Origin of the sequence: Nocardiopsis endophytica (assembly GCF_027706725.1) — a bacterium.
Lineage (GTDB): Bacteria > Actinomycetota > Actinomycetes > Streptosporangiales > Streptosporangiaceae > Nocardiopsis_A > Nocardiopsis_A endophytica.
On the sequence record NZ_JAQFWQ010000127.1, the window covers coordinates 1 to 19,153 of the forward strand.

Sequence of the window (19,153 nt, forward strand, 5' to 3'; positions counted from 1 at the left end):
CCGCCTTCCACGGCGACCGCGCACACGCGCCGCGGCCGACAGCGCTGCCGCAAGGGCCGCCGCCCCTTGTCGTGGCCGCCCTTGCGACCTTGCACTCCACCGGCCCTCCGCTCGGGTGGGGTCCGTGAGCGGGGTACCTGTTCTGCCGCCTGCATGGACCGCGAGCGGCCCGACGGACGGTTGGTAGGGCCGGGGAACCGCCCGCTTCTGCCGTCGCTGCCAAGCCCGGCGACCACGCACACGCGCCGCGCTCGACAGCACTACCGAAAGGGCCGCTGACCTTTGTCGTCGCCGCTCTCTCCGGTGACCGCCCGCACGCGCCGTGGCCGACGACGCTGCGACGAGGGCCGCCGCCCCTCGTTGCCGCCCCCGGCTCATACTCCGATGACCCTCGGGCCGGGGGCCTATGGTCCGGAATCCGACGGACGCGTCACACTGCGCATCGCTATCGCCATAGAGTGGAATGCGTCCGAAAGGGTGAGTGGATGATCGCGATCATTGGCGCGGGCAAGATGGGCGAGGCGCTGCTCGCCGGCCTGCTGGGGACCGGGCACGGCCCGGGCGACGTACTGGTCACCGAGCCCCGTGCGGAGCACGCCGCCGAGCTCCGCGAGCGCTACGGGGTGCGCACCGTCCCGGCCGCCGAGGCCGCGGGCGCCGACGCGCTGGTCCTGGCGGTCAAGCCGCAGGACATGGTCGACCTCCTGGACGAGCTCAACCCGCACCTGGGCGCGGGCACCATGGTCATCTCCGTCGCGGCCGGGATCACCACCGCCGTCCTGGAGAAGCACCTGGGCGACGGCGTCCCGGTGGTGCGGGCCATGCCCAACACCCCGGCCCTTGTCGGCAAGGGCATGACCGCCGTCACCGGCGGCCGTGCCGCCGGTGCGGACCACCTGGAGCGCGCGCAGGAGCTGCTGCGCGCGGTGGGCGAGGTGGAGGTCGTCGCCGAGCGGCACATGGACACCGTCACCGCCATCTCCGGCAGCGGCCCCGCGTACTTCTACTTCATCGCCGAGACCATGGTCGAGGCGGGCGTGGCCATGGGCATGCCCCGCGCCACCGCCCAGCGGCTGGTGCGCCAGACCATCTCCGGCGCCTCGGCGATGCTCGGCGAGTCCGGCGAGCACCCGGTCGTGCTGCGCGAGGCCGTCACCTCGCCGGGCGGCACCACCGCCGCCGCCGTGCGCGAGCTGGACCGGCACGGGGTGCGCACCGCCTTCACCGACGCCATCGAGGCCGCCCGGGACCGCAGCCGCGCCCTGTCGGAGGGGTGACGCAAGGGGGCGGCACCGCCTGGGACGTGCCCGGATCGCACCGCCGCGTCCGGGTGTGCTTGAGTATGTGTGTCACCTGACACACGCGTGGACCGCACCAACGCCAGGGGGAGGGCGCATGGCCTGCTCGCTGCACATCGCCTGGGACGACGGGCTGACGTCCTACAACTTCGGCCCCGAGCACCCGCTCAACCCCGTGCGGGTGGAGCTCACCATGGCCCTGTCCCGCGAGCTCGGCGTGTTCGACACCCCCGGCCTGTCCTTCGTCCCCGCCGAACCGGCCTCGGACGAGATGCTCAAGCTCATCCACGACCCCGCCTACATCGAGGCCGTGAAACGCGCCGGGCGCACCCTGGAGCCCGACGAGGCCTACTCCCTGGGCACCCCCGACAACCCCGTCTTCCCCGACATGCACGACGCGGCGTCGCTGGTGGCGGGCGCCTCGGTGGCCGCCGCCCGCGCCGTGTGGCGGGGCGAGACCGAGCACGCCGCCAACATCGCCGGCGGCCTGCACCACGCCATGCCCGGCAACGCCTGGGGCTTCTGCGTCTACAACGACGCCTCCCTGGCCATCGCCTGGCTGCTGGAGCAGGGCGCCAAGCGGGTCGCCTACGTCGACGTGGACGTGCACCACGGCGACGGCGTGCAGGCCATGTTCTACGACGACCCCCGGGTCATGACCATCAGCCTGCACGAGTCCCCGCTCACCCTCTTCCCCGGCACCGGCCGCCCCTCCGAGGCCGGTGGGCCCGGCGCCGAGGGCTACTCCGTCAACGTCGCCCTGCCCGCCGGGACCGACGACGCCCGCTGGCTGCGCGCCTTCGACGCCGTCGTGCCGCCGCTGCTGCGCGAGTTCCAGCCCGAGGTGCTGGTCACCCAGCACGGCGCGGACGCGCACGCCCTCGACCCGCTGGCCAACCTGATGCTCAGCCTGGACGGCCAGCGCCGCATCTACCGCGAGCTGCACGAGCTGGCCAAGACCACCGCCGGGGGCCGCTGGGTGGTGCTCGGCGGCGGCGGGTACGAGCTGGTGCAGGTGGTCCCGCGGGCCTGGACCCACCTGCTGGCCGAGGCCGCGGGCACCGGGGTCGACCCGGACGCGGCCACCCCGGAGGAGTGGCGCCGCTTCGTGCGCGAGCGCACCGGCGACGTGCCGCCGCTGTACATGACCGACGGCCGCACCCCCGAGTTCACCCCCTTCGAGGCGGGCTTCGACCCGGCGGACCCGGTCGACCAGGCGATCCAGGCCACCCGCAGGGCGGTCTTCCCCAGCCAGGGCATCGACCCGACCCTGTAGCGGGCGCCGACAGGACAGCTGCACAGCCGCACGGCCGGGAGGCCCACAGCAGAAGGGGGAGACGGGTGAAGCCGCCATCGCGCAGCGAGCTCATCGCGCACATGGTCAGGACGGGAATCGCCGGGCACGTGGACACGCCGCGCCAGGGCAACCTGCGGCACTACCGCAGGCTCGCCGAGCGCGACCCGTACCACATGTTCGGCCTCACCTTCGCCCGCACCTGGTCCTACGCGGACATCCTGGCGCTGATGGCCAAGCGCTGCGGCGTGGTGGCCGACCCCGGGCACGAGTCCGGCGTGGACACCATCGACCCCGACCGGACCGCCGACGCGCTGGAGGCGCTCGCCGACCGGATGGCGCGCGCCGCCCGCGACCGCGAGCGGGTCATGGTCGCCACCGGCCACCCCGTCAACCTGCACGCCACCTACCGGGGGTTCGCCCGCGCCCTGGAGCGCAGCGGGTGCCCCGTGGTCACCGCCGGAGAGGGCTTCTCCTACGCCACCGACACCGGCCACCTGCCCGGCGAGCGGGTCCTGGTCTGGCGGGACGGCGTGGGCATGGTCACCGACGCCGAGGGCGAGCCCCGGCACAGCCACCACCCCTTCGCCATGGAGGCGGCCCTGGAGGACCTGCGCCGCCGCGGCGAGCCGTGGCCGCAGCTGGTCATCGCCGACCACGGGTTCGCCGGTGCCGCGGGCGAGGCGGGCATCAGCGCCGTGGGGTTCGCCGACTGTAACGATCCCGCACTCTTCCTCGCCGAGGACGAGGGAAAGCTGCACGCCACCGTGCCGCTGGACGACGGATACTCGACCGAGGACTACCGGCCGCTGTCGGCGTACGTCCTGCACAGGGCGGGTCTGGCGGGGTGAGCGCGGGCCCCTGGCCGGGGGCGGCGGCTTTTATACCCACCCCCTAAACCTCACGGGACCCGTCGCCCTCGTATAGCTGCAGGGACAGCAAACCCGGCCTTTCAATGGCGTGAACGCGGATCTACCCTGAAAACGGACGTGTCAGCAGTTACTTCAACGACACCCCGGCGCGGCGGCGGGGTCGGCGGCGCACCCAGGGCGCGCCGCTCCTGACGGGCCTCCGCGGCGGGGAGAGGCAGGGACTCCGACGCGCACGTCCGGAAGTGAGGGCGTTCCGAACATGAACAGGAGTAAGGCTCCGCTGGAAGAGGTCAGGTTCCTGACCGTGGCCGAGGTGGCCACGATCATGCGAGTGTCCAAGATGACCGTCTACCGGATGGTCCACTCCGGTGCGCTGCCGGCGATCCGGGTGGGCCGGTCCTACCGGGTCCCCGAGCGCGCCGTGCACGACTACCTCCGAGAGGCCTTCGTCGAGGCCGGCTGACCGGCAGGGGTGCCGCCCCGGCACCCGGTGAAGGCACACCCGACGGGGGCGGTGCAGCCCCGCCCACCGCCCTCCGGGTGAGCCCCTCCGCGCGGACGCGGGGCCACGGCAAGGATGGGTCCGCCCCTCGCGCGGCGGGAGCGCCAGCGCGCGCGGACGCCCCTCCGTCCGCGCACGTCACGGCCATCATGAGCCCCGGGGGGCAGGGGTCGGGAGCCTCTACTACACTTCGTCGTTGTCGACGAATGTGCCCGCCGTGTGTTCCGAGGTTCCCTGATGCCCTCACGCAGATCCGGCGCCCCGCGCCGCGCCGCCGTGCGCCTGCCGGCGGCCGCTCTGGCCGCCGCGCTCCTGGCGGCCGGGTGCGCCAACGACCCGGCCGAGACCGCGGGCTCCGCCGGCGAGGACAGCCGCTACATCTCCGGCGACGGCACCGCCACCGAGTTCGCCCCCGACGAGCGCGAGGACGTCCCCGAGTACACCGGTGAGACCCTCGACGGCGACGAGGCCTCCTTCTCCGACTACGAGGGCAAGGTGCTCGTCCTCAACGTGTGGGCGAGCTGGTGCGGACCCTGCCGCTCGGAGACCCCCGTGCTGAACGAGGTCCACGGCGACTTCGAGGACCGGGGCGTGGAGTTCCTCGGCGTCAACATCAAGGACGACCGCGACGCCGCCGAGGCCTTCGAGCGCAAGCAGGAGGTCGCCTACCCGAGCCTGTACGACCAGCCGGGCGAGGTCCCCCAGGCGTTCCGCGACACCGTGCCGCCGCAGGCCATCCCCAGCACCCTGGTGATCGACCCCGAGGGCCGGATCGCCGCCCGCGTCATCGGCGAGACCAACTACGACCAGCTCACCGGGCTGGTGCAGACGGTCGTCGAGGAGCAGGAGTGATCGCCGAGACGGTGATCGGCGGGTCGCTGCTGCTGGCGGTCCCGCTCGCGGTCGCCGCCGGGCTGGTGTCCTTCCTGTCGCCGTGCGTGCTGCCGCTGGTGCCGGGCTACCTCTCCTACGTCACCGGCATGTCCGGCGCCGACATCGCCGCCCGGAACCGCGCCGCCCGCGAGGCCGGGCAGGGCGCGCAGGGCGCCGGAGGCGCACAGGCCGGGCAGGGCGCCGGGGGCGCGGGCACCGCCACCGCGGTGCGCACCGCCGACGAGGAGCTGCAGGCCCGCAAGTGGAGCATGCTGGCCGGGAGCCTGCTCTTCATCGCCGGGTTCACCTTCGTGTTCGTCGCGGTCGGGGTGTTCATCGGCGGCGTCGGCGGGCTGCTCATCGACCACGCCGACACCATCACCCGGGTGCTGGGCGTGCTCACCATCGCCCTGGGCCTGGCCTTCATGGGCGTGATCCCCGGACTGAACCGCGAGTTCCGCTTCCACCGCCTGCCCGGCGCGGGCCTGGCCGGGGCCCCGCTACTGGGCGTCCTGTTCGGCCTCGGGTGGACGCCCTGCATCGGCCCGACCCTCGCCGCCGTGCAGACGCTGGCCTTCACCGAGGGCAGCGCGGGGCGCGGCGCGCTGCTGTCGCTGGCCTACTGCATCGGCCTGGGCCTGCCGTTCGTGGCGGCCTCGCTGGCCTACCGGCGCGCCCTGGGCGCGTTCGCCTGGGCGCGCCGACACACCCGCGCCATCACCGCCGTCGGCGGCGGCATGCTCGTCCTCGTCGGACTGCTCCTGGTCACCGGCGTGTGGACGGACATCACGGCGGTCATGCAGGGCTGGACCCAGGGCTTCGAGACGGTGATCTGATCCATGGCGACGACGAGCACACGCAAGGGCGGGAAGAAGAGGACGGACGGCACGGGCGGCCCGGCCGCCGGGGACGGCGCGGACGCCGCGGGCGGTGCGGGGGCCCCGGGAGGCCTGTCCCCCCTGGGCTGGGCCCGCTGGGCCTGGCGCATCCTCACCTCCATGCGCACCGCGCTCATCCTGCTGTTCCTGCTGGCCCTGGGCGCGATCCCGGGCTCCATGCTCCCCCAGCGGGTGGTCAGCCCCGACCAGGTCGCCCAGTACTACACCGACAACCCCTCCCTCGCCCCCTGGCTGGAGCGGTTCTACCTCTTCGACGTCTACTCCTCGCCCTGGTACGCGGCGATCTACCTGCTGCTGTTCGTCTCCCTGACCGGCTGCGTCATCCCGCGCGCACTGGCGCACCTGCGCCTGGTGCGGGCCCGCCCCCCGAAGACGCCGCGCAACCTGGGCCGCATGCCCTACTCGGCCCGCTTCACCACCGGCGCCGAGCCCGAGCGGGTGCTGGAGCAGGGCCGCTCGGTCTTCAAGAGGTACCGCCTGGAGCGCTACGGCGACTCCCTCTCCGGGGAGGCCGGCTACCTGCGCGAGGCCGGGAACGTCATCTTCCACATCGCCCTGCTGGGCCTGCTGGTCTCCCTGGCCGCCGGGTACGCCTTCGGCTACCGCGGCAACATGCTCGTCGTCGAGGGCGACGGCTTCGCCAACACGCTGACCTCCTACGACTCCTTCTACCCCGGGGTGGCGGCCGACCAGGACGACCTCGCGCCCTTCTCCTTCACCCTGGACTCCTTCGACGCGAAGTTCGTCGAGGACGGCGGCTTCAGCGGCCAGGCGGAGTCCTTCGCGGGCGAGATGACCTACAAGGACCACCCCGGGGGCCCGGAGCGCCACCACACGCTGGAGGTCAACAAGCCGCTGTCGGTCGGCGGCGTCCAGGTGTACCTGCTCGGCCACGCCTACGCCCCCGAGTTCGAGGTCCGCGACGGCGAGGGCGAGGTCGTCTTCGACCAGCCGGTGCCGTTCCTGCCGCGCAGCGAGGACCCCGGCAAGACCGCCGACGGCGTGGTCAAGGTGCCCGACGCCCTGCCCGAGGGGCTGGGCTTCGAGGGCGTGTTCCTGCCCACCGCCCAGGAGCGCACCGGTGAGGACGGGGAGCCCGAGCTGGCCTCGGTGTTCCCCGGGGCCGAGGACCCGGCGGTCACCCTCACGGCCTACAGCGGCGACCTGGGCATGCGCCAGGCGCAGTCGGTGTACCAGCTCGACACCTCCCGGATGGAGGAGCTGGGCGAGTCCGGGACGCTGCGCCCCGGCGACACCTGGGAGCTGCCCGACGGCGCCGGCGAGGTCACCTTCACCGGGTACAAGGACTTCGCGACCCTGCAGATGACGCACAACCCGGGCCGCCTGCCCGCCCTGCTGTCCGCCTCGCTGGCGGTGCTGGGGCTGCTGGGCACCCTGTTCGTGCGCCCGCGCCGGGCGTGGGTGCGCGCGTCCGCCGGACCGGACGGGCGTACGGTTGTCGAGGTGGCGGGGCTCGGCAAGACCGAGTCGACCGCCAACGGCCAGGAGTTCCACCGCCTGGCGACCGAGCTCAGAGACCGGCTGCGGGAGGACCCCGCGGCCGACGGACCCGCATCGTCGAAGGAGTAGCCGGTGGTGTACCAGCTCGCCGCGGAGACGGCGGCGGACCAGGGACTTGCGTCGTACAGCGACCACCTGATCATCGCGATGATCGTGGCCTACGCCGTCGCCCTGTTCCTGTTCGCCCTGGAGGCGGCCTACGGCCGCCGCACGGCCCTGAAGGGCGACCGCCTGGTTCCGGTGGGGGCCGCCGCCCCGGCCGCGGCGGCTCCGGGGGCGGGCGGCTCCTCCACCGTCGACCTGGACGCCGTGCCGGAGCCCGGCGGCGGCACCGGCGGTGACGGTGGCACCGGCGGTGACCGTGACGGTGACGACCTGAGCGTGTCCGTCCGCGGCTCCGAGCCGCAGGCGTCGGCCTCGCGCAACGTCCTGGGCGCGATCGCGGTGGCCGTCACCGGGGTGGGCTTCCTGCTCAACCTGGCCCAGATCGTCACCCGGGGGCTGGCCGCCGACCGCTGGCCCTGGGGCAACATGTTCGAGTTCGTGGTGGCGATCAGCCTGTGCTCGGTGGCGGCCTTCCTCTACGCGGCCCTCCGCTACCAGGCCCGCTACCTGGGCACCTTCGTCCTGCTGCCGGTCGTGCTGCTGCTGGGCATCGCCGCCCGCTGGCTCTACACCGAGACCGGGCCGCTGGTCCCGGCGCTGCACTCGTACTGGATCGCCATCCACGTCTCCGCGGCCATCGTGGCCACCGGCGCGTTCATGGTCTCCGGCGCCGCCGCCATCACCTACCTGCTCTCCCACCGGACCGAGGCCAAGCGCGCCATGGGCGAGCGGGTGGCCGGGATCGCGGCCAAGCTGCCCAGCCCCGAGCTGCTGGACCGGGTCTCGCACCGGTTCGTGGTGATCGCGTTCCCGCTGTGGACCTTCGCCATCATCGCCGGGGCGATCTGGGCCGACGAGGCCTGGGGCCGCTTCTGGGGCTGGGACCCCAAGGAGGTGTGGTCCTTCATCACGTGGGTCATCTACGCCGCCTACCTGCACGCCCGCGCGACCGCCGGGTGGAAGGGCACTCGCTCGGCGTGGATCGGCGTGCTCGGCTTCGCCGCCCTGATGTTCAACTTCTTCGGGGTGAACTACATGTTCAGCGGCCTGCACAGCTACGCCTGAGGCCCTGTCCCGTACGCCTGACGGCGGCGGGTGGCCGGGGGCGTGGGGTGGAGGGCGGCGCCGACGGAGGTGCGTGGGCGCGCTCGTGTTGATCTCGGGGAAGTCGGGCTTATGGTGTCCGTTTCAACCCCGGGATCCCCGAGATCATCGCGGAGGGGCGGCGCCGACGGCCGCGGCGCCCTGAGGGACGGCGCCGCGGCCGTCGTGGCCGCCCGCCTGCTTACTCGTCCGGATTGATGCGCTTGTTCAGACGGCGCAGGAACTCGGGGTCGTCGTCGGGGCCGATCGGACCGGGGTGTCCCGGGTCGGCCTGGGCGTCGGCCGGGTCGGCGTCCGCGAAGGCGGACGCGGGCCGGTCCGGCGCGGCCGGTCCGGGGGCCGGCGCCAGGGTCCGCGGGCGGCCCAGGAAGAGCCAGAGCAGCGGACCGACGGGGGTGAACACGACGATCGCGATCAGCCACAGGAGCTTGGGCAGGTTGCGGACCTCCGATGCCGGGGTGGTGAGCGCGTCGAAGAACGCGTACACCCAGAGCACGATCGTGAGCAGCGTGAACAGGCCTGCGAGCCACACCATGCGTCCAGCCTATCCGCGATCCGCCGCGTGCGCGCGGGGACCGACGTGTCGCAGGGCCCGCCGACCGGGGGCGCACGCCTGTAGGGGAGCGGTCGTGGGTGCGCGGATCGCCGCGTGGTCAGGGGGCGGACTCGGTGGCCTCGCCGTGGAGCAGCGCCCGGACCTCGGACTCGCGGAACCTCCGGTGGCCTCCGGGGGTGCGGATGCTGCTGATGCGCCCCGATGCGGCCCACCGGGTCACCGTCTTGGGGTCGACCCGGAAGAGGGACGCGACCTCTCCGGGGGTCAATAGACGTTCGCTTCCTCTTTCCACCTTCACAATCCCCCTTCGGGCCCGCCGTGTGGTCTGGGGGAGGCGGGCGTTTGATCCCCTAGTGTGCACGAGATAGTCCGTTTCCTCCCTAGTTTTCGTAAAAACCGGGGGGAACAGGGGGAGTGTGCGCGATATGTGATCGGACCGTGACCTTCGAATACAGGTGCCGGATTCGATCCCCGCGGCAGGGCTCCCCGCGAGGGCAGCGCCGGGAGGCCCCTTACCCTGGAAGGGGCGGTCGGCGATGCCGCCGACCCCCACGATAGTGAACCAGACCACCCCATGTGAGGCAGTTTCATGCGCAGCGTCCTCGCCTATACCGCCGCACGGTTCCTGCTGTTCGGCGTCGCCTACGGCGTCCTGTACCTCCTGGGGGCCCGCGGCTGGCTGGCGCTGATCCTCGCCGCCCTGGTCAGCGGCCTGGTGAGCTACATCCTTCTCTCCCGCCAGCGCGACGCCGTCTCCGAGCGGATCACCGCCCGGACCGACCGGATGAGCCGCCGACTGGTGGACGGGGCGGCCCACGAGGACGTCCCGGATGTCCCGTCCGAGCCGAAATCGGCCGGATCCGGCCGCGCGGACGGCGGCACCGGCGGCACCGAACCGGCCGAGGGGGCCGAAACGGCCGCCGATGACGCGGCGGAGGACGCCGGGAACGCCGGGGACGCTGAGGGCTCCGGGAAGGAAGAGAAGGAAGAGGCGAAGGGGCAGGCGGCCGGAACCGCCTGACCGCGGCCCAATGAGAAGGGCGCACGGCGGAGGCCGACCGCCCCGCCGCACGCCCCGTGCGTTTGGCCCCTTTTATTCCGCTGTCCTCTATTCCAGCGGGAACATCCCGACCCGGGCCCGGTCCTCACCGCCCAGGCGCGTGGTGTCGCTGCCCACGTACAGCCCGTCCTCGGTGGCGGTGAGCGCCTCGGCCCCGTGCCCCCGGCTGCGCCCCGGGTTCCACGGCAGCGCCCGTCCGGTGACCGGGTGGACCGCCGCGATCCCCTCGCGCTCGACCGCCCCCGGGCCCGCGTCGTGGTCCCCTCGCGGGTTGTCCATCCACCGCTGGTGCCCGCCGACGTAGACGGCCGCCCCGGTGGCCTCCACGGAGTAGAGCGAGTCCCCGCCGGTGTGATTGGTCCAGGTGGGCCGCGCGCCCGCGCGGTCGTTGTTCTCCCAGCGGGCCGTCGTCTTGCACATCCCCGGCTTGATCTGCGGCCCGCCGGCCGTGACCACCGCGAAGTAGGACCCGTCCGGAGCGAAGTCGATCTGCCGCATGTAGGTGTGCATCCGCGAGTAGTCGCACTCGGCGGCGTAGGAGTCGGTCGACCACGGGCTCAGCCGCGCGGGGGAGGAGGCGGTGTCCACCATCGCGATCTGCGGGCGCTCCTCCCCCTCCACCTCCATGAAGGTCCCGGCGATGACCAGGCGGTCCCCGTCCGGGCTGACCGCCAGGTCCTGGACGCGCAGCGAGCCGCGCCGCTCCTCGCCGATCGCGATGGAGAAGTCCCGGTCCGCCGCGCCGGTGCGCGCGTCGAGGCGGGCGATGCCGCGGGTGCCCCCGCCGCCCGCGGAGGTGAACGAGCCGCCCGCGTACAGGTCGTCCCCGTGCCGGGCCAGGCGGTAGACGCTGCCGACGCCGATCTGCGCGTCGAAGCCGCGGTCGAGGCGGCCGTCGGGGCCCACCAGGGCCGCGCCGCGGGCGGGGGCGGCCCCCACGCGGGTGAACGAGCCCCCGATGTACACCCCGTCGTCGGCGGCGACGACCGAGGACACGGTGTTGTCCGGGTCGGGGGAGAAGCCGAGGACCCGCCCGGTGCCGTGCTCGAAGGCGAACAGGTTGGCGCGCCGGTAGGTGGTGGACCGGTCCGGCGAGGCCACCCGCTGGAACGAGCCGCCGACGTAGACGGTGTCGCCGACCCGGGTGATGTCCTTGACCCGGCCGTCCAGCACGTGCGGGGTCCAGTCGACCGGCCGCTCGCCGACCACCTCCGCGTGCGCCGCCGGTGCGGCGGCCGCCGGGGCAGCGGCGATCGGCAGGCCGAGCGCGAGCGCGCTCAGCACGACGGCGAGTGGTCGGCGGTGAGTGGTGGCCACGGGCGCCCTCTTCCCATCCGGACGTAGCGTCATGGTTCGAATTCGTACAGTAACCGTAATCGGATCGGCGGTGTGCCCGGAATCGCCGGTGGGCCGGCGGGGGCGGCCGGGTGCGCAGGTGCGGTACCCGGTCCGGCCGCCGCCGGACCGGCCTTAGGCTGGGCCCATGACCCGCGCCGAACTCGACAAGTCGCCCGCCGACGTCGCCGCGATGTTCGACAGCATCGCCGGCCGCTACGACCTGCTCAACGACGTGCTCTCGCTCGGCCAGGACCGCCAGTGGCGGCGCGCGGCCGTGCGCGCGGTGGAGGCCTACAGCGGCGAGCTGGTGCTCGACCTGGCCGCCGGGACGGGCACCTCCTCCCAGGCGCTGACCGGGAACGGGGCGCGGGTGATCGCCTGCGACTTCTCCCAGGGCATGCTCCGCGAGGGCGCGCGCCAGCGCGGCGGGGCGGTCTCCGGCGGGGTGGCCTGCGTGGCCGGGGACGCCCTGGAGCTGCCGTTCGAGGACGCCACCTTCGACGCGGTCACCATCTCCTTCGGCCTGCGCAACGTGCAGGACACCGACCGGGCGCTGCGCGAGATGCACCGGGTCGCCAAGCCCGGCGGCCGGGTCGTGATCTGCGAGTTCAGCCACATTCCGGTGCGCGCGGCGGACCGTGTCTACTCCGGGTACCTGATGGCGGCGCTGCCCCGGATCGCCGGGCTGTTCTCCGACAACACCGCGGCCTACGAGTACCTGTCGGAGTCGATCATGGACTGGCCGGACCAGGCGGGGCTGGCGGCGCGCATGCAGCGCGCCGGGTGGACCCGGGTGGCCTGGCGCAACCTGACGATGGGCGTGGTGGCGCTGCACCGCGGCTACCGCCCGGAGGAGTAGCGGGGCGCGGTTCCGGCCGCCCGGAACCCGCCCCGTGCACCCCTCCCCTCCCAGCGGTCACACGGCCAACAAAGGCACCAGAACACATGTTCTGGTGCCTTTCGTGTTTTTCGGGGATGAAGGTGATTCTCAAGGATGAATCGGACGTAGGTTTACCTAAATAACCCTGGTAAAGCCCGTTGTGCCCGGTTTGCGACCGAAAGTGCCCGGACGAGATGAATGGCGGGTGGGGGTCGCCCCTGGAACGCGAAAGGTCTAGACTTCGGGGCGAGGCCTTGTGAAGCCCTTCACAAGGGTACGTGTCCTTGGTAACTCCGGACGCCTGCGTACGACCCGCATCAGAAGTACACAAAGCGCCCATACCGCGCACCCCCAGCCACACAGGGACCACTCGTGAGCGCCACAGCACCGACCGCCCTCCCCGGGCGGGGCACCGCAGACCTCGAAGCCGACGCCATCATCGTCGGGGCCGGGCCCGCCGGCTCCGCCGCCGCAGTCCATATGGCCAGCGCCGGGCTGGACGTGCTGTTGCTGGAGAAGACCTCCTTCCCCCGGGAGAAGGTCTGCGGGGACGGCCTCACCCCCCGCGCGGTCAAGCAGCTCGCCGCGCTGGGCGTGCCCTTCGACGGCGACGGGTGGGTCCGCAACCGGGGGCTGCGCATCATCGGCGGCGGCGTGCGCCTCGAACTCCCCTGGCCCGAGCTGGCCTCCTACCCCGACTTCGGCCTGGTGCGCACGCGCTACGACTTCGACCGGATCCTGGCCGACCGGGCCCGGGCCTGCGGGGCCAAGCTGCTGGAGCGCACCAACGTCCGCGCGCCCCTGATCGACCCGCGCACCGGCCGGGTGCAGGGCGTGCGCGCCACCGGCCCCGACGGCGAAGAGGTCCGCTACCGCGCCCCGCTGGTGATCGCCGCCGACGGCAACTCCTCCCGGCTGTCGGTGGCCCTGGGCATCCGCAAGCGCGACGACCGCCCCATGGGCGTGGCCGTGCGCACCTACTTCGACAGCCCCCGCCACGACGACGACTACCTGGAGTCCTGGCTGGAGCTGTGGGACAACACCGGCGGCCGCCAGGTGCTCCTGCCCGGCTACGGCTGGGTCTTCGGCGTGGGCGACGGCACCTGCAACGTCGGCCTGGGCATCCTCAACTCCACGGCCGCCTTCCAGGACGTGGACTACCGCCGGCTGCTCAAGCGCTGGACGCAGAGCATGCCCGAGGAGTGGGGCTTCACCGAGGACAACCGGCGCGGCCCCGTGCGCGGCGCGGCCCTGCCCATGGGCTTCAACCGCACGCCGCACTACTCGCGCGGGCTGATGCTCGTCGGCGACGCCGGCGGCATGGTCAACCCCTTCAACGGCGAGGGCATCGCCTACGCGCTGGAGGCCGGGGCGATCGCCGCCGACGTCGCCGTCCAGGCGCTCTCCCGCCCCACCGTGCAGACACGCGAGCGCGCCCTGATGCGCTACCCCGACGTGCTGCGCGACGCCTACGGCGGCTACTACACGCTCGGCCGCACCTTCGTGAAGATGATCGGCAACCCCGACTTCATGAAGTACGCCACCCGCTACGGCCTGCCGCAGCGCACGCTGATGCGGTTCGCGCTGAAGATGCTGGCCAACCTCACCGAGCCGTCCCACGGGGACGCCATGGACCGCGTCATCAACGGCATGTCGCGGATGGCGCCCGCGGCCTAGGAGGGGCGATGGCGAGCGATGGGCCCCACGCGGCCGCCCACGTGAAAGCGATCACAAGCGGGCGTGCATCCGCACGCCCGTCATGAAGGGGACGTCCACCGATGGAGCTGTACACACCCGTATTCGTGCTCGGCGGCATCGGCGCCGCGTTCGTGGCCGTGTCGATGGTCGTCGGCAGCATCGCCGGCCCCAAGCGGTACAACCGCGCCAAGCTCCAGGCCTACGAGTGCGGGATCGAGCCGACGCCCCAGCCGGCGGGCGGCGGCCGGTTCACGATCAAGTACTACCTCACGGCGATGCTCTTCATCGTCTTCGACATCGAGATCATCTTCCTTTACCCGTGGGCGGTCCATTTCGACGCGCTCGGCCTGTTCGGCCTCATCGCGATGGTCCTTTTCCTGGTGAACGTCTCGATCGCCTACGCATACGAATGGCGCCGCGGAGGCCTGGAATGGGACTGACCACCACGGCGCCGCCCCGCGCGGCGCACCCGGGAAACGGACAAGGGGGTTCGCCTCATGGGACTTGAGGAGAAACTGCCGAGCGGCGTCATGCTCGGCACCGTCGAGCAGGTGGTGGGGCTGGCCCGCAAGAGCTCGATGTGGCCGGCCACCTTCGGCCTGGCCTGCTGCGCCATCGAGATGATGTCGGTGGGCGGCCCGCACTACGACCTGGCCCGGTTCGGCATGGAGAAGTTCGGCGCCACGCCGCGCCAGGCCGACCTGATGATCGTCGCCGGGCGGGTGAGCCAGAAGATGGCCCCGGTCCTGCGCCAGATCTACGACCAGATGCCCGAGCCCAAGTGGGTCATCGCGATGGGCGTGTGCGCCTCCAGCGGCGGCATGTTCAACAACTACGCGGTGGTGCAGGGCGTGGACCACGTGGTCCCGGTCGACATCTACCTGCCGGGGTGCCCGCCGCGCCCGGAGATGCTCCTGGACGCGGTGCTCAAGCTGCACGACAAGGTGCAGAACACCAAGCTCGGCGCCCACCGGCAGCGCGAGATCGAAGAGGAGGAGCAGCGGGCGCTGCGCCGTTCGCTCCCGCTGGTCGACCAGGGCGAGGGGGCCGGGCGATGAGCATGTCCAACGGGGCCGGGCACGAGCCCGAGGAGGACCTGCCCGAGCGCGCCGGGCGCGAGCGGCTGGACACCCCGGTCAAGCGTACCGGCATGTTCGGCGCCGGGGGCACCGGCGACACCTCCGGCTACGGGCGGCTGCGCGTGCGGCGCACGGTCCTCCCCGACGCCGAGCGGCCCTACACCGACCCGGACGACCCGCGCACCGAGGGCTTCGACGCCGTCGCCGACGCGCTGGAGGGCGCCATGGCCGAGGCCCCCGTCGGCTTCGGCGAGGCGGTCGAGCGCGTGGTGGTGGACCGCGGCGAGATCACCTTCCACGTGCGCCGCGAGCACCTGCCCGAGGTGCTGCGCCACTGCCGCGACGACGCCGGCCTGCGGTTCGAGCTGTGCCTGGGGGCGACCGGGGTGCACTACCCCGACGACACCGGGCGCGAGCTGCACGTGGTCTACATCCTGCGCTCGATCACCCACAACCGGGAGATCCGGGTGGAGACGTGCTGCCCCGACGCCGACCCGCACGTCCCCACGGCCACCGGGGTGTACCCGACCAACGACTGGCACGAGCGGGAGGCCTGGGACTTCTTCGGGATCGTCTTCGACGGCCACCCGTCGCTGACCCGCATCGAGATGCCCGACGACTGGCACGGCCACCCGCAGCGCAAGGACTACCCGCTGGGCGGCATCCCGGTGGAGTACCGCGGGGCGACCGTCCCCCCGCCGGACGAGCGGAGGTCCTACGCATGAGCACCCGCACACGGGCCGACCGGGCCAGGGCGAGGAGGGAGGCACGGCCATGAGCGCACAGGCCACCGAGGAGCACGTGGACGTCGGCGGAGGCGACTGGGACGAGGTCGTCGCCGCGGCCCAGGCCGGCGCGGCCGAGCGGCTGGTCGTCAACATGGGGCCGCAGCACCCGTCCACGCACGGGGTGCTGAGGCTGATCCTCACCCTCGACGGCGAGACCGTCACCGAGGCCCGGGTCGGCATCGGCTACCTGCACACCGGCATCGAGAAGAACATGGAGTTCCGGACGTGGACCCAGGGGACCACGTTCGTGACCCGCATGGACTACCTCACGCCGATCTTCAACGAGGCGGCGTACTGCCTGGCGGTGGAGAAGCTGCTGGGCATCACCGACGAGATCCCCGACCGGGCCAACGTCATCCGGGTGCTCATGATGGAGCTCAACCGGATGAGCTCGCACTTCGTCGCGCTGGCCACCTTCGGCATGGAGCTGGGCGCCACCACGGTGATGACCAGCGGCTTCCGTGAGCGGGAGATGGTGCTCGACATCTTCGAGCTGATCACCGGCCTGCGGATGAACCATGCCTACATCCGCCCCGGCGGCGTCGCCCAGGACCTGCCCTCCGGCGCGGTGGGCAAGATCCGCGAGCTGCTCACCGAGATGCCCAAGCGGCTGCGCGACATGCGCAAGCTCCTCGACGCCAACCCCCTGTACCTGGCCCGCACCCGGGACGTGGCCCACCTGGACCTGGCCGGGTGCATGGCGCTGGGCGTGACCGGGCCGCTGGTGCGCGCCTCGGGCCTGCCCTGGGACCTGCGCAAGGCCCGGCCCTACTGCGGGTACGAGGACTACGAGTTCGACGTCCCGGTCTCCGAGGGCGGCGACGTCTACGCCCGGTACCGGGTGCGCATGGCCGAGGTCGAGCAGAGCCTGCGGATCGTCGAGCAGTGCCTGGACAAGCTGGAGCCCGGCCCGGTCATGGTGGACGACCCCAAGATCGGCTGGCCCGCCAAGCTCGCGCTGGGCGCCGACGGCCTGGGCAACGCGCCCGACCACATCGCGCACATCATGGGCGGCTCCATGGAGGCGCTGATCCACCACTTCAAGCTGGTCACCGAGGGCTTCCGCGTGCCCTCGGGCCAGGCCTACGCCGCCGTGGAGAGCGCCAAGGGCGAGCTGGGCTGCCACGCCGTCAGCGACGGCGGCACCCGCCCCCACCGGGTGCACTTCCGCGACCCCTCGTTCACCCACCTGCAGGCCGTGGCGGCGATGTGCGAGGGCGGCACGGTCGCCGACGTGATCGCCGCGGTGGCCAGCATCGACCCCGTGATGGGAGGCGTGGACCGGTGACGGAGCGAGCGAGGAGGGGAGGGCCCCGATGACACGGACCTTCGACGAGGAGACCAGGGCGCGGCTGGAGGTCGACGCCAAGGAGATCATCGCCCGCTACCCCAAGGCGCGGTCGGCCCTGCTGCCCCTGCTCCACCTGGTGCAGGCCGAGGAGGGCCACGTCAGCACCGCGGGGATCGGCTTCTGCGCCGACCAGCTGGGGCTGACCGCCGCCGAGGTGACCGCGGTGGCGACCTTCTACACCATGTACAAGCGCCGCCCGGTGGGCGACTACCACGTGGGCGTGTGCACCAACACCCTGTGCGCGGTGATGGGCGGCGACGAGATCTTCTCCGCCCTCAAGGAGCACCTGGGGGTCGGCAACGACGAGACGACCGAGGACGGCAAGGTCACGCTGGAGCACGTGGAGTGCAACGCGGCCTGCGACTTCGCCCCGGTCGTGATGGTCAACTGGGAGTTCTTCGACAACCAGACCCCCGAGAGCGCCAAGGAGCTGGTCGACGGCCTGCGCCTGGGCCGGGACGTGCACCCCACCCGCGGCGCCGGGCCGGTCTGCACCTGGAAGCAGGCCTCCCGGGTGCTCGCCGGGTTCTCCGACGGCCGCGCCGGAGAGGGGCCGCAGGCCGTGGGCCCGTCCCTGGAGGGGCTGCGGCTGGCCCGCGAGCGCGGCTGGACCGCGCCCGGGCCGGGCGCCGCCGGAGAGGGGGCGGAGCAGTGACGACCGCGCTCACCCCCGTCCTCTCGGACAACTGGGACCGCGCCGACGCCCCCACCCTGGAGGGCTACCGGGCCTCCGGCGGCTACCGGGCGCTGCGCACCGCGCTGGCCATGGAGCCCGACGCCCTGGTCGAGAAGGTCAAGGCCTCGGGCCTGCGCGGTCGCGGCGGCGCCGGGTTCCCCACCGGCATGAAGTGGGGCTTCCTCCCGGCGGACAACCCCAACCCGCGCTACCTGGTGGTCAACGCCGACGAGTCCGAGCCGGGCACCTGCAAGGACATCCCGCTGATGATGGCCAGCCCGCACACGCTGCTGGAGGGGGTGATCATCTCCTCCTACGCCATCCGCAGCAACCAGGCCTTCATCTACGTGCGCGGCGAGGTGCTGCACGTCATCCGGCGGCTGCGGCGCGCCGTCGAGGAGGCCTACGAGGCGGGGCTGCTGGGCACCGACATCCTCGGCAGCGGCTTCGACCTGGACGTGGTGGTGCACGCCGGGGCCGGGGCCTACATCTGCGGCGAGGAGACCGCGCTGCTCGACTCGCTGGAGGGCTACCGGGGCCAGCCCCGGCTCAAGCCGCCCTTCCCCGCGGTGGCCGGGCTGTACGCCTCGCCGACCGTGGTGAACAACGTCGAGTCCATCGCCACGGTGCCCTCCATCGTCGCCAACGGCGCCGAGTGGTTCACCTCCATGGGCACCGAGAAGTCCGCCGGGTTCGGCTTCTTCTCGCTGTCCGGGCACGTCACCCGGCCGGGGCAGTACGAGGCCCCGCTGGGGGTGACCCTGCGCGAGCTGCTGGAGATGGCCGGGGGGATCCGCGCCGGCCACGAGCTGAAGTTCTGGACCCCGGGCGGCTCGTCCACCCCGATCTTCACCGACGAGCACCTGGACACCCCGCTGGACTTCGAGTCGGTGGGGGCGGCCGGGTCCATGCTCGGCACCCGGGCGCTGCAGATCTTCGACGAGACCACCTGCGTGGTCCGCGCGGTGGGCCGGTGGATCGCCTTCTACGCCCACGAGTCCTGCGGCAAGTGCACCCCCTGCCGCGAGGGCAACTACTGGATGGTCCAGGTCCTGGACCGCCTGGAGGCGGGCGAGGGCTCCGAGGCCGACCTGGAGAAGCTCCTGGACATCTGCGACAACCTGCTGGGCCGCTCCTTCTGCGCCCTGGGCGACGGCGCGACCAGCCCGGTCATGTCGTCGATCAAGTACTTCCGGCAGGAGTACATCGACCACTTCGAGCAGGGCGGCTGCCCGTTCGACCATGCCAAGTCGACCGTG

Annotated in this window: 19 protein-coding genes and 1 pseudogene; 17 read left to right on the top strand and 3 right to left on the bottom strand. The window is 72.6% G+C overall.

The window, feature by feature from the left end:
• The first annotated feature begins 485 nt into the window (after positions 1 to 485).
• From proC to ccsB, 8 genes are all read left to right on the top strand, one after another.
• Positions 486 to 1,277 carry a pyrroline-5-carboxylate reductase gene (proC, locus tag O4J56_RS28060; protein WP_270689966.1) on the top strand — a complete coding sequence of 264 codons (792 nt, stop codon included), beginning with the start codon at positions 486 to 488 and terminating at the stop codon, positions 1,275 to 1,277.
• A gap of 118 nt (positions 1,278 to 1,395) precedes the next feature.
• Positions 1,396 to 2,574, top strand: a complete 1,179-nt coding sequence (locus O4J56_RS28065; RefSeq protein WP_270689968.1) for an acetoin utilization protein AcuC — start codon at positions 1,396 to 1,398, stop codon at positions 2,572 to 2,574.
• Between the two features lie 65 nt (positions 2,575 to 2,639).
• Entirely contained in the window at positions 2,640 to 3,443 is an 804-nt protein-coding gene (locus O4J56_RS28070) for a phosphatase (RefSeq protein WP_270689970.1), read from the top strand.
• A 280-nt stretch (positions 3,444 to 3,723) separates the two neighbouring features.
• Positions 3,724 to 3,927: a helix-turn-helix domain-containing protein gene (locus O4J56_RS28075; RefSeq protein ID WP_017538107.1), complete on the top strand. Its 204-nt coding sequence runs from the start codon at positions 3,724 to 3,726 to the stop codon at positions 3,925 to 3,927.
• A gap of 276 nt (positions 3,928 to 4,203) precedes the next feature.
• On the top strand, positions 4,204 to 4,818 hold the full coding sequence (locus O4J56_RS28080; protein WP_270689972.1) for a TlpA family protein disulfide reductase: 615 nt from the start codon (positions 4,204 to 4,206) through the stop codon (positions 4,816 to 4,818).
• Positions 4,815 to 5,675, top strand: coding sequence for a cytochrome c biogenesis CcdA family protein (locus O4J56_RS28085; RefSeq protein WP_270689973.1), 861 nt, complete (start codon positions 4,815 to 4,817; stop codon positions 5,673 to 5,675). The genes O4J56_RS28080 and O4J56_RS28085 overlap by 4 nt, the downstream gene beginning before the upstream one ends.
• 3 nt (positions 5,676 to 5,678) lie before the next feature.
• Entirely contained in the window at positions 5,679 to 7,328 is a 1,650-nt protein-coding gene (gene resB, locus O4J56_RS28090; RefSeq protein WP_270689974.1) for a cytochrome c biogenesis protein ResB, read from the top strand.
• 3 nt (positions 7,329 to 7,331) lie between these two features.
• Positions 7,332 to 8,429: a c-type cytochrome biogenesis protein CcsB gene (gene ccsB / locus O4J56_RS28095; RefSeq protein WP_270689975.1), complete on the top strand. Its 1,098-nt coding sequence runs from the start codon at positions 7,332 to 7,334 to the stop codon at positions 8,427 to 8,429.
• Positions 8,430 to 8,649: 220 nt separating this feature from the next.
• On the opposite strand, the gene O4J56_RS28100 is transcribed toward ccsB, so the two are convergent.
• Complete coding sequence (locus O4J56_RS28100; RefSeq protein ID WP_270689977.1) at positions 8,650 to 9,003, bottom strand: PLD nuclease N-terminal domain-containing protein; 354 nt, start codon at positions 9,001 to 9,003, stop codon at positions 8,650 to 8,652.
• Between the two features lie 118 nt (positions 9,004 to 9,121).
• Positions 9,122 to 9,322: a BldC family transcriptional regulator gene (locus O4J56_RS28105; protein WP_026123301.1), complete on the bottom strand. Its 201-nt coding sequence runs from the start codon at positions 9,320 to 9,322 to the stop codon at positions 9,122 to 9,124.
• 291 nt (positions 9,323 to 9,613) lie between these two features.
• Here O4J56_RS28105 and O4J56_RS28110 point away from each other — a divergent pair, with 291 nt between their 5' ends.
• Positions 9,614 to 10,045 carry a DUF4229 domain-containing protein gene (locus tag O4J56_RS28110; RefSeq protein ID WP_270689979.1) on the top strand — a complete coding sequence of 144 codons (432 nt, stop codon included), beginning with the start codon at positions 9,614 to 9,616 and terminating at the stop codon, positions 10,043 to 10,045.
• Positions 10,046 to 10,132: 87 nt separating this feature from the next.
• Here the strand turns inward: O4J56_RS28110 and O4J56_RS28115 are convergent, their stop codons facing one another.
• Positions 10,133 to 11,401, bottom strand: a complete 1,269-nt coding sequence (locus tag O4J56_RS28115) for a hypothetical protein (protein ID WP_270689981.1) — start codon at positions 11,399 to 11,401, stop codon at positions 10,133 to 10,135.
• Positions 11,402 to 11,567: 166 nt separating this feature from the next.
• Here O4J56_RS28115 and O4J56_RS28120 point away from each other — a divergent pair, with 166 nt between their 5' ends.
• The 8 genes and pseudogenes from O4J56_RS28120 to nuoF all read left to right on the top strand — a co-directional run.
• Positions 11,568 to 12,281 carry a demethylmenaquinone methyltransferase gene (locus tag O4J56_RS28120; RefSeq protein ID WP_270689982.1) on the top strand — a complete coding sequence of 238 codons (714 nt, stop codon included), beginning with the start codon at positions 11,568 to 11,570 and terminating at the stop codon, positions 12,279 to 12,281.
• A gap of 393 nt (positions 12,282 to 12,674) precedes the next feature.
• On the top strand, positions 12,675 to 13,979 hold the full coding sequence (locus O4J56_RS28125; RefSeq protein ID WP_270689984.1) for a geranylgeranyl reductase family protein: 1,305 nt from the start codon (positions 12,675 to 12,677) through the stop codon (positions 13,977 to 13,979).
• A gap of 101 nt (positions 13,980 to 14,080) precedes the next feature.
• Positions 14,081 to 14,440, top strand: a complete 360-nt coding sequence (locus tag O4J56_RS28130) for an NADH-quinone oxidoreductase subunit A (RefSeq protein ID WP_017623173.1) — start codon at positions 14,081 to 14,083, stop codon at positions 14,438 to 14,440.
• A gap of 57 nt (positions 14,441 to 14,497) precedes the next feature.
• Positions 14,498 to 15,058, top strand: a complete 561-nt coding sequence (locus O4J56_RS28135) for a NuoB/complex I 20 kDa subunit family protein (RefSeq protein WP_270689986.1) — start codon at positions 14,498 to 14,500, stop codon at positions 15,056 to 15,058.
• Positions 15,055 to 15,804 (top strand): NADH-quinone oxidoreductase subunit C, encoded by a 750-nt coding sequence (locus O4J56_RS28140; RefSeq protein ID WP_270689987.1) that lies wholly within the window; start codon positions 15,055 to 15,057, stop codon positions 15,802 to 15,804. Before O4J56_RS28135 ends, O4J56_RS28140 begins: the two co-directional genes overlap by 4 nt.
• A 49-nt stretch (positions 15,805 to 15,853) precedes the next feature.
• Positions 15,854 to 17,155 carry an NADH-quinone oxidoreductase subunit D gene (locus O4J56_RS28145; RefSeq protein ID WP_270689989.1) on the top strand — a complete coding sequence of 434 codons (1,302 nt, stop codon included), beginning with the start codon at positions 15,854 to 15,856 and terminating at the stop codon, positions 17,153 to 17,155.
• Positions 17,154 to 17,873: pseudogene (gene nuoE / locus O4J56_RS28150) on the top strand (NADH-quinone oxidoreductase subunit NuoE); the annotation flags it as partial. The gene O4J56_RS28145 and the pseudogene nuoE, both read left to right, overlap by 2 nt.
• A partial coding sequence (gene nuoF, locus O4J56_RS28155) for an NADH-quinone oxidoreductase subunit NuoF (RefSeq protein WP_270689990.1) occupies positions 17,870 to 19,153 on the top strand: 1,284 nt, incomplete at its 3' end. The pseudogene nuoE and the gene nuoF, both read left to right, overlap by 4 nt.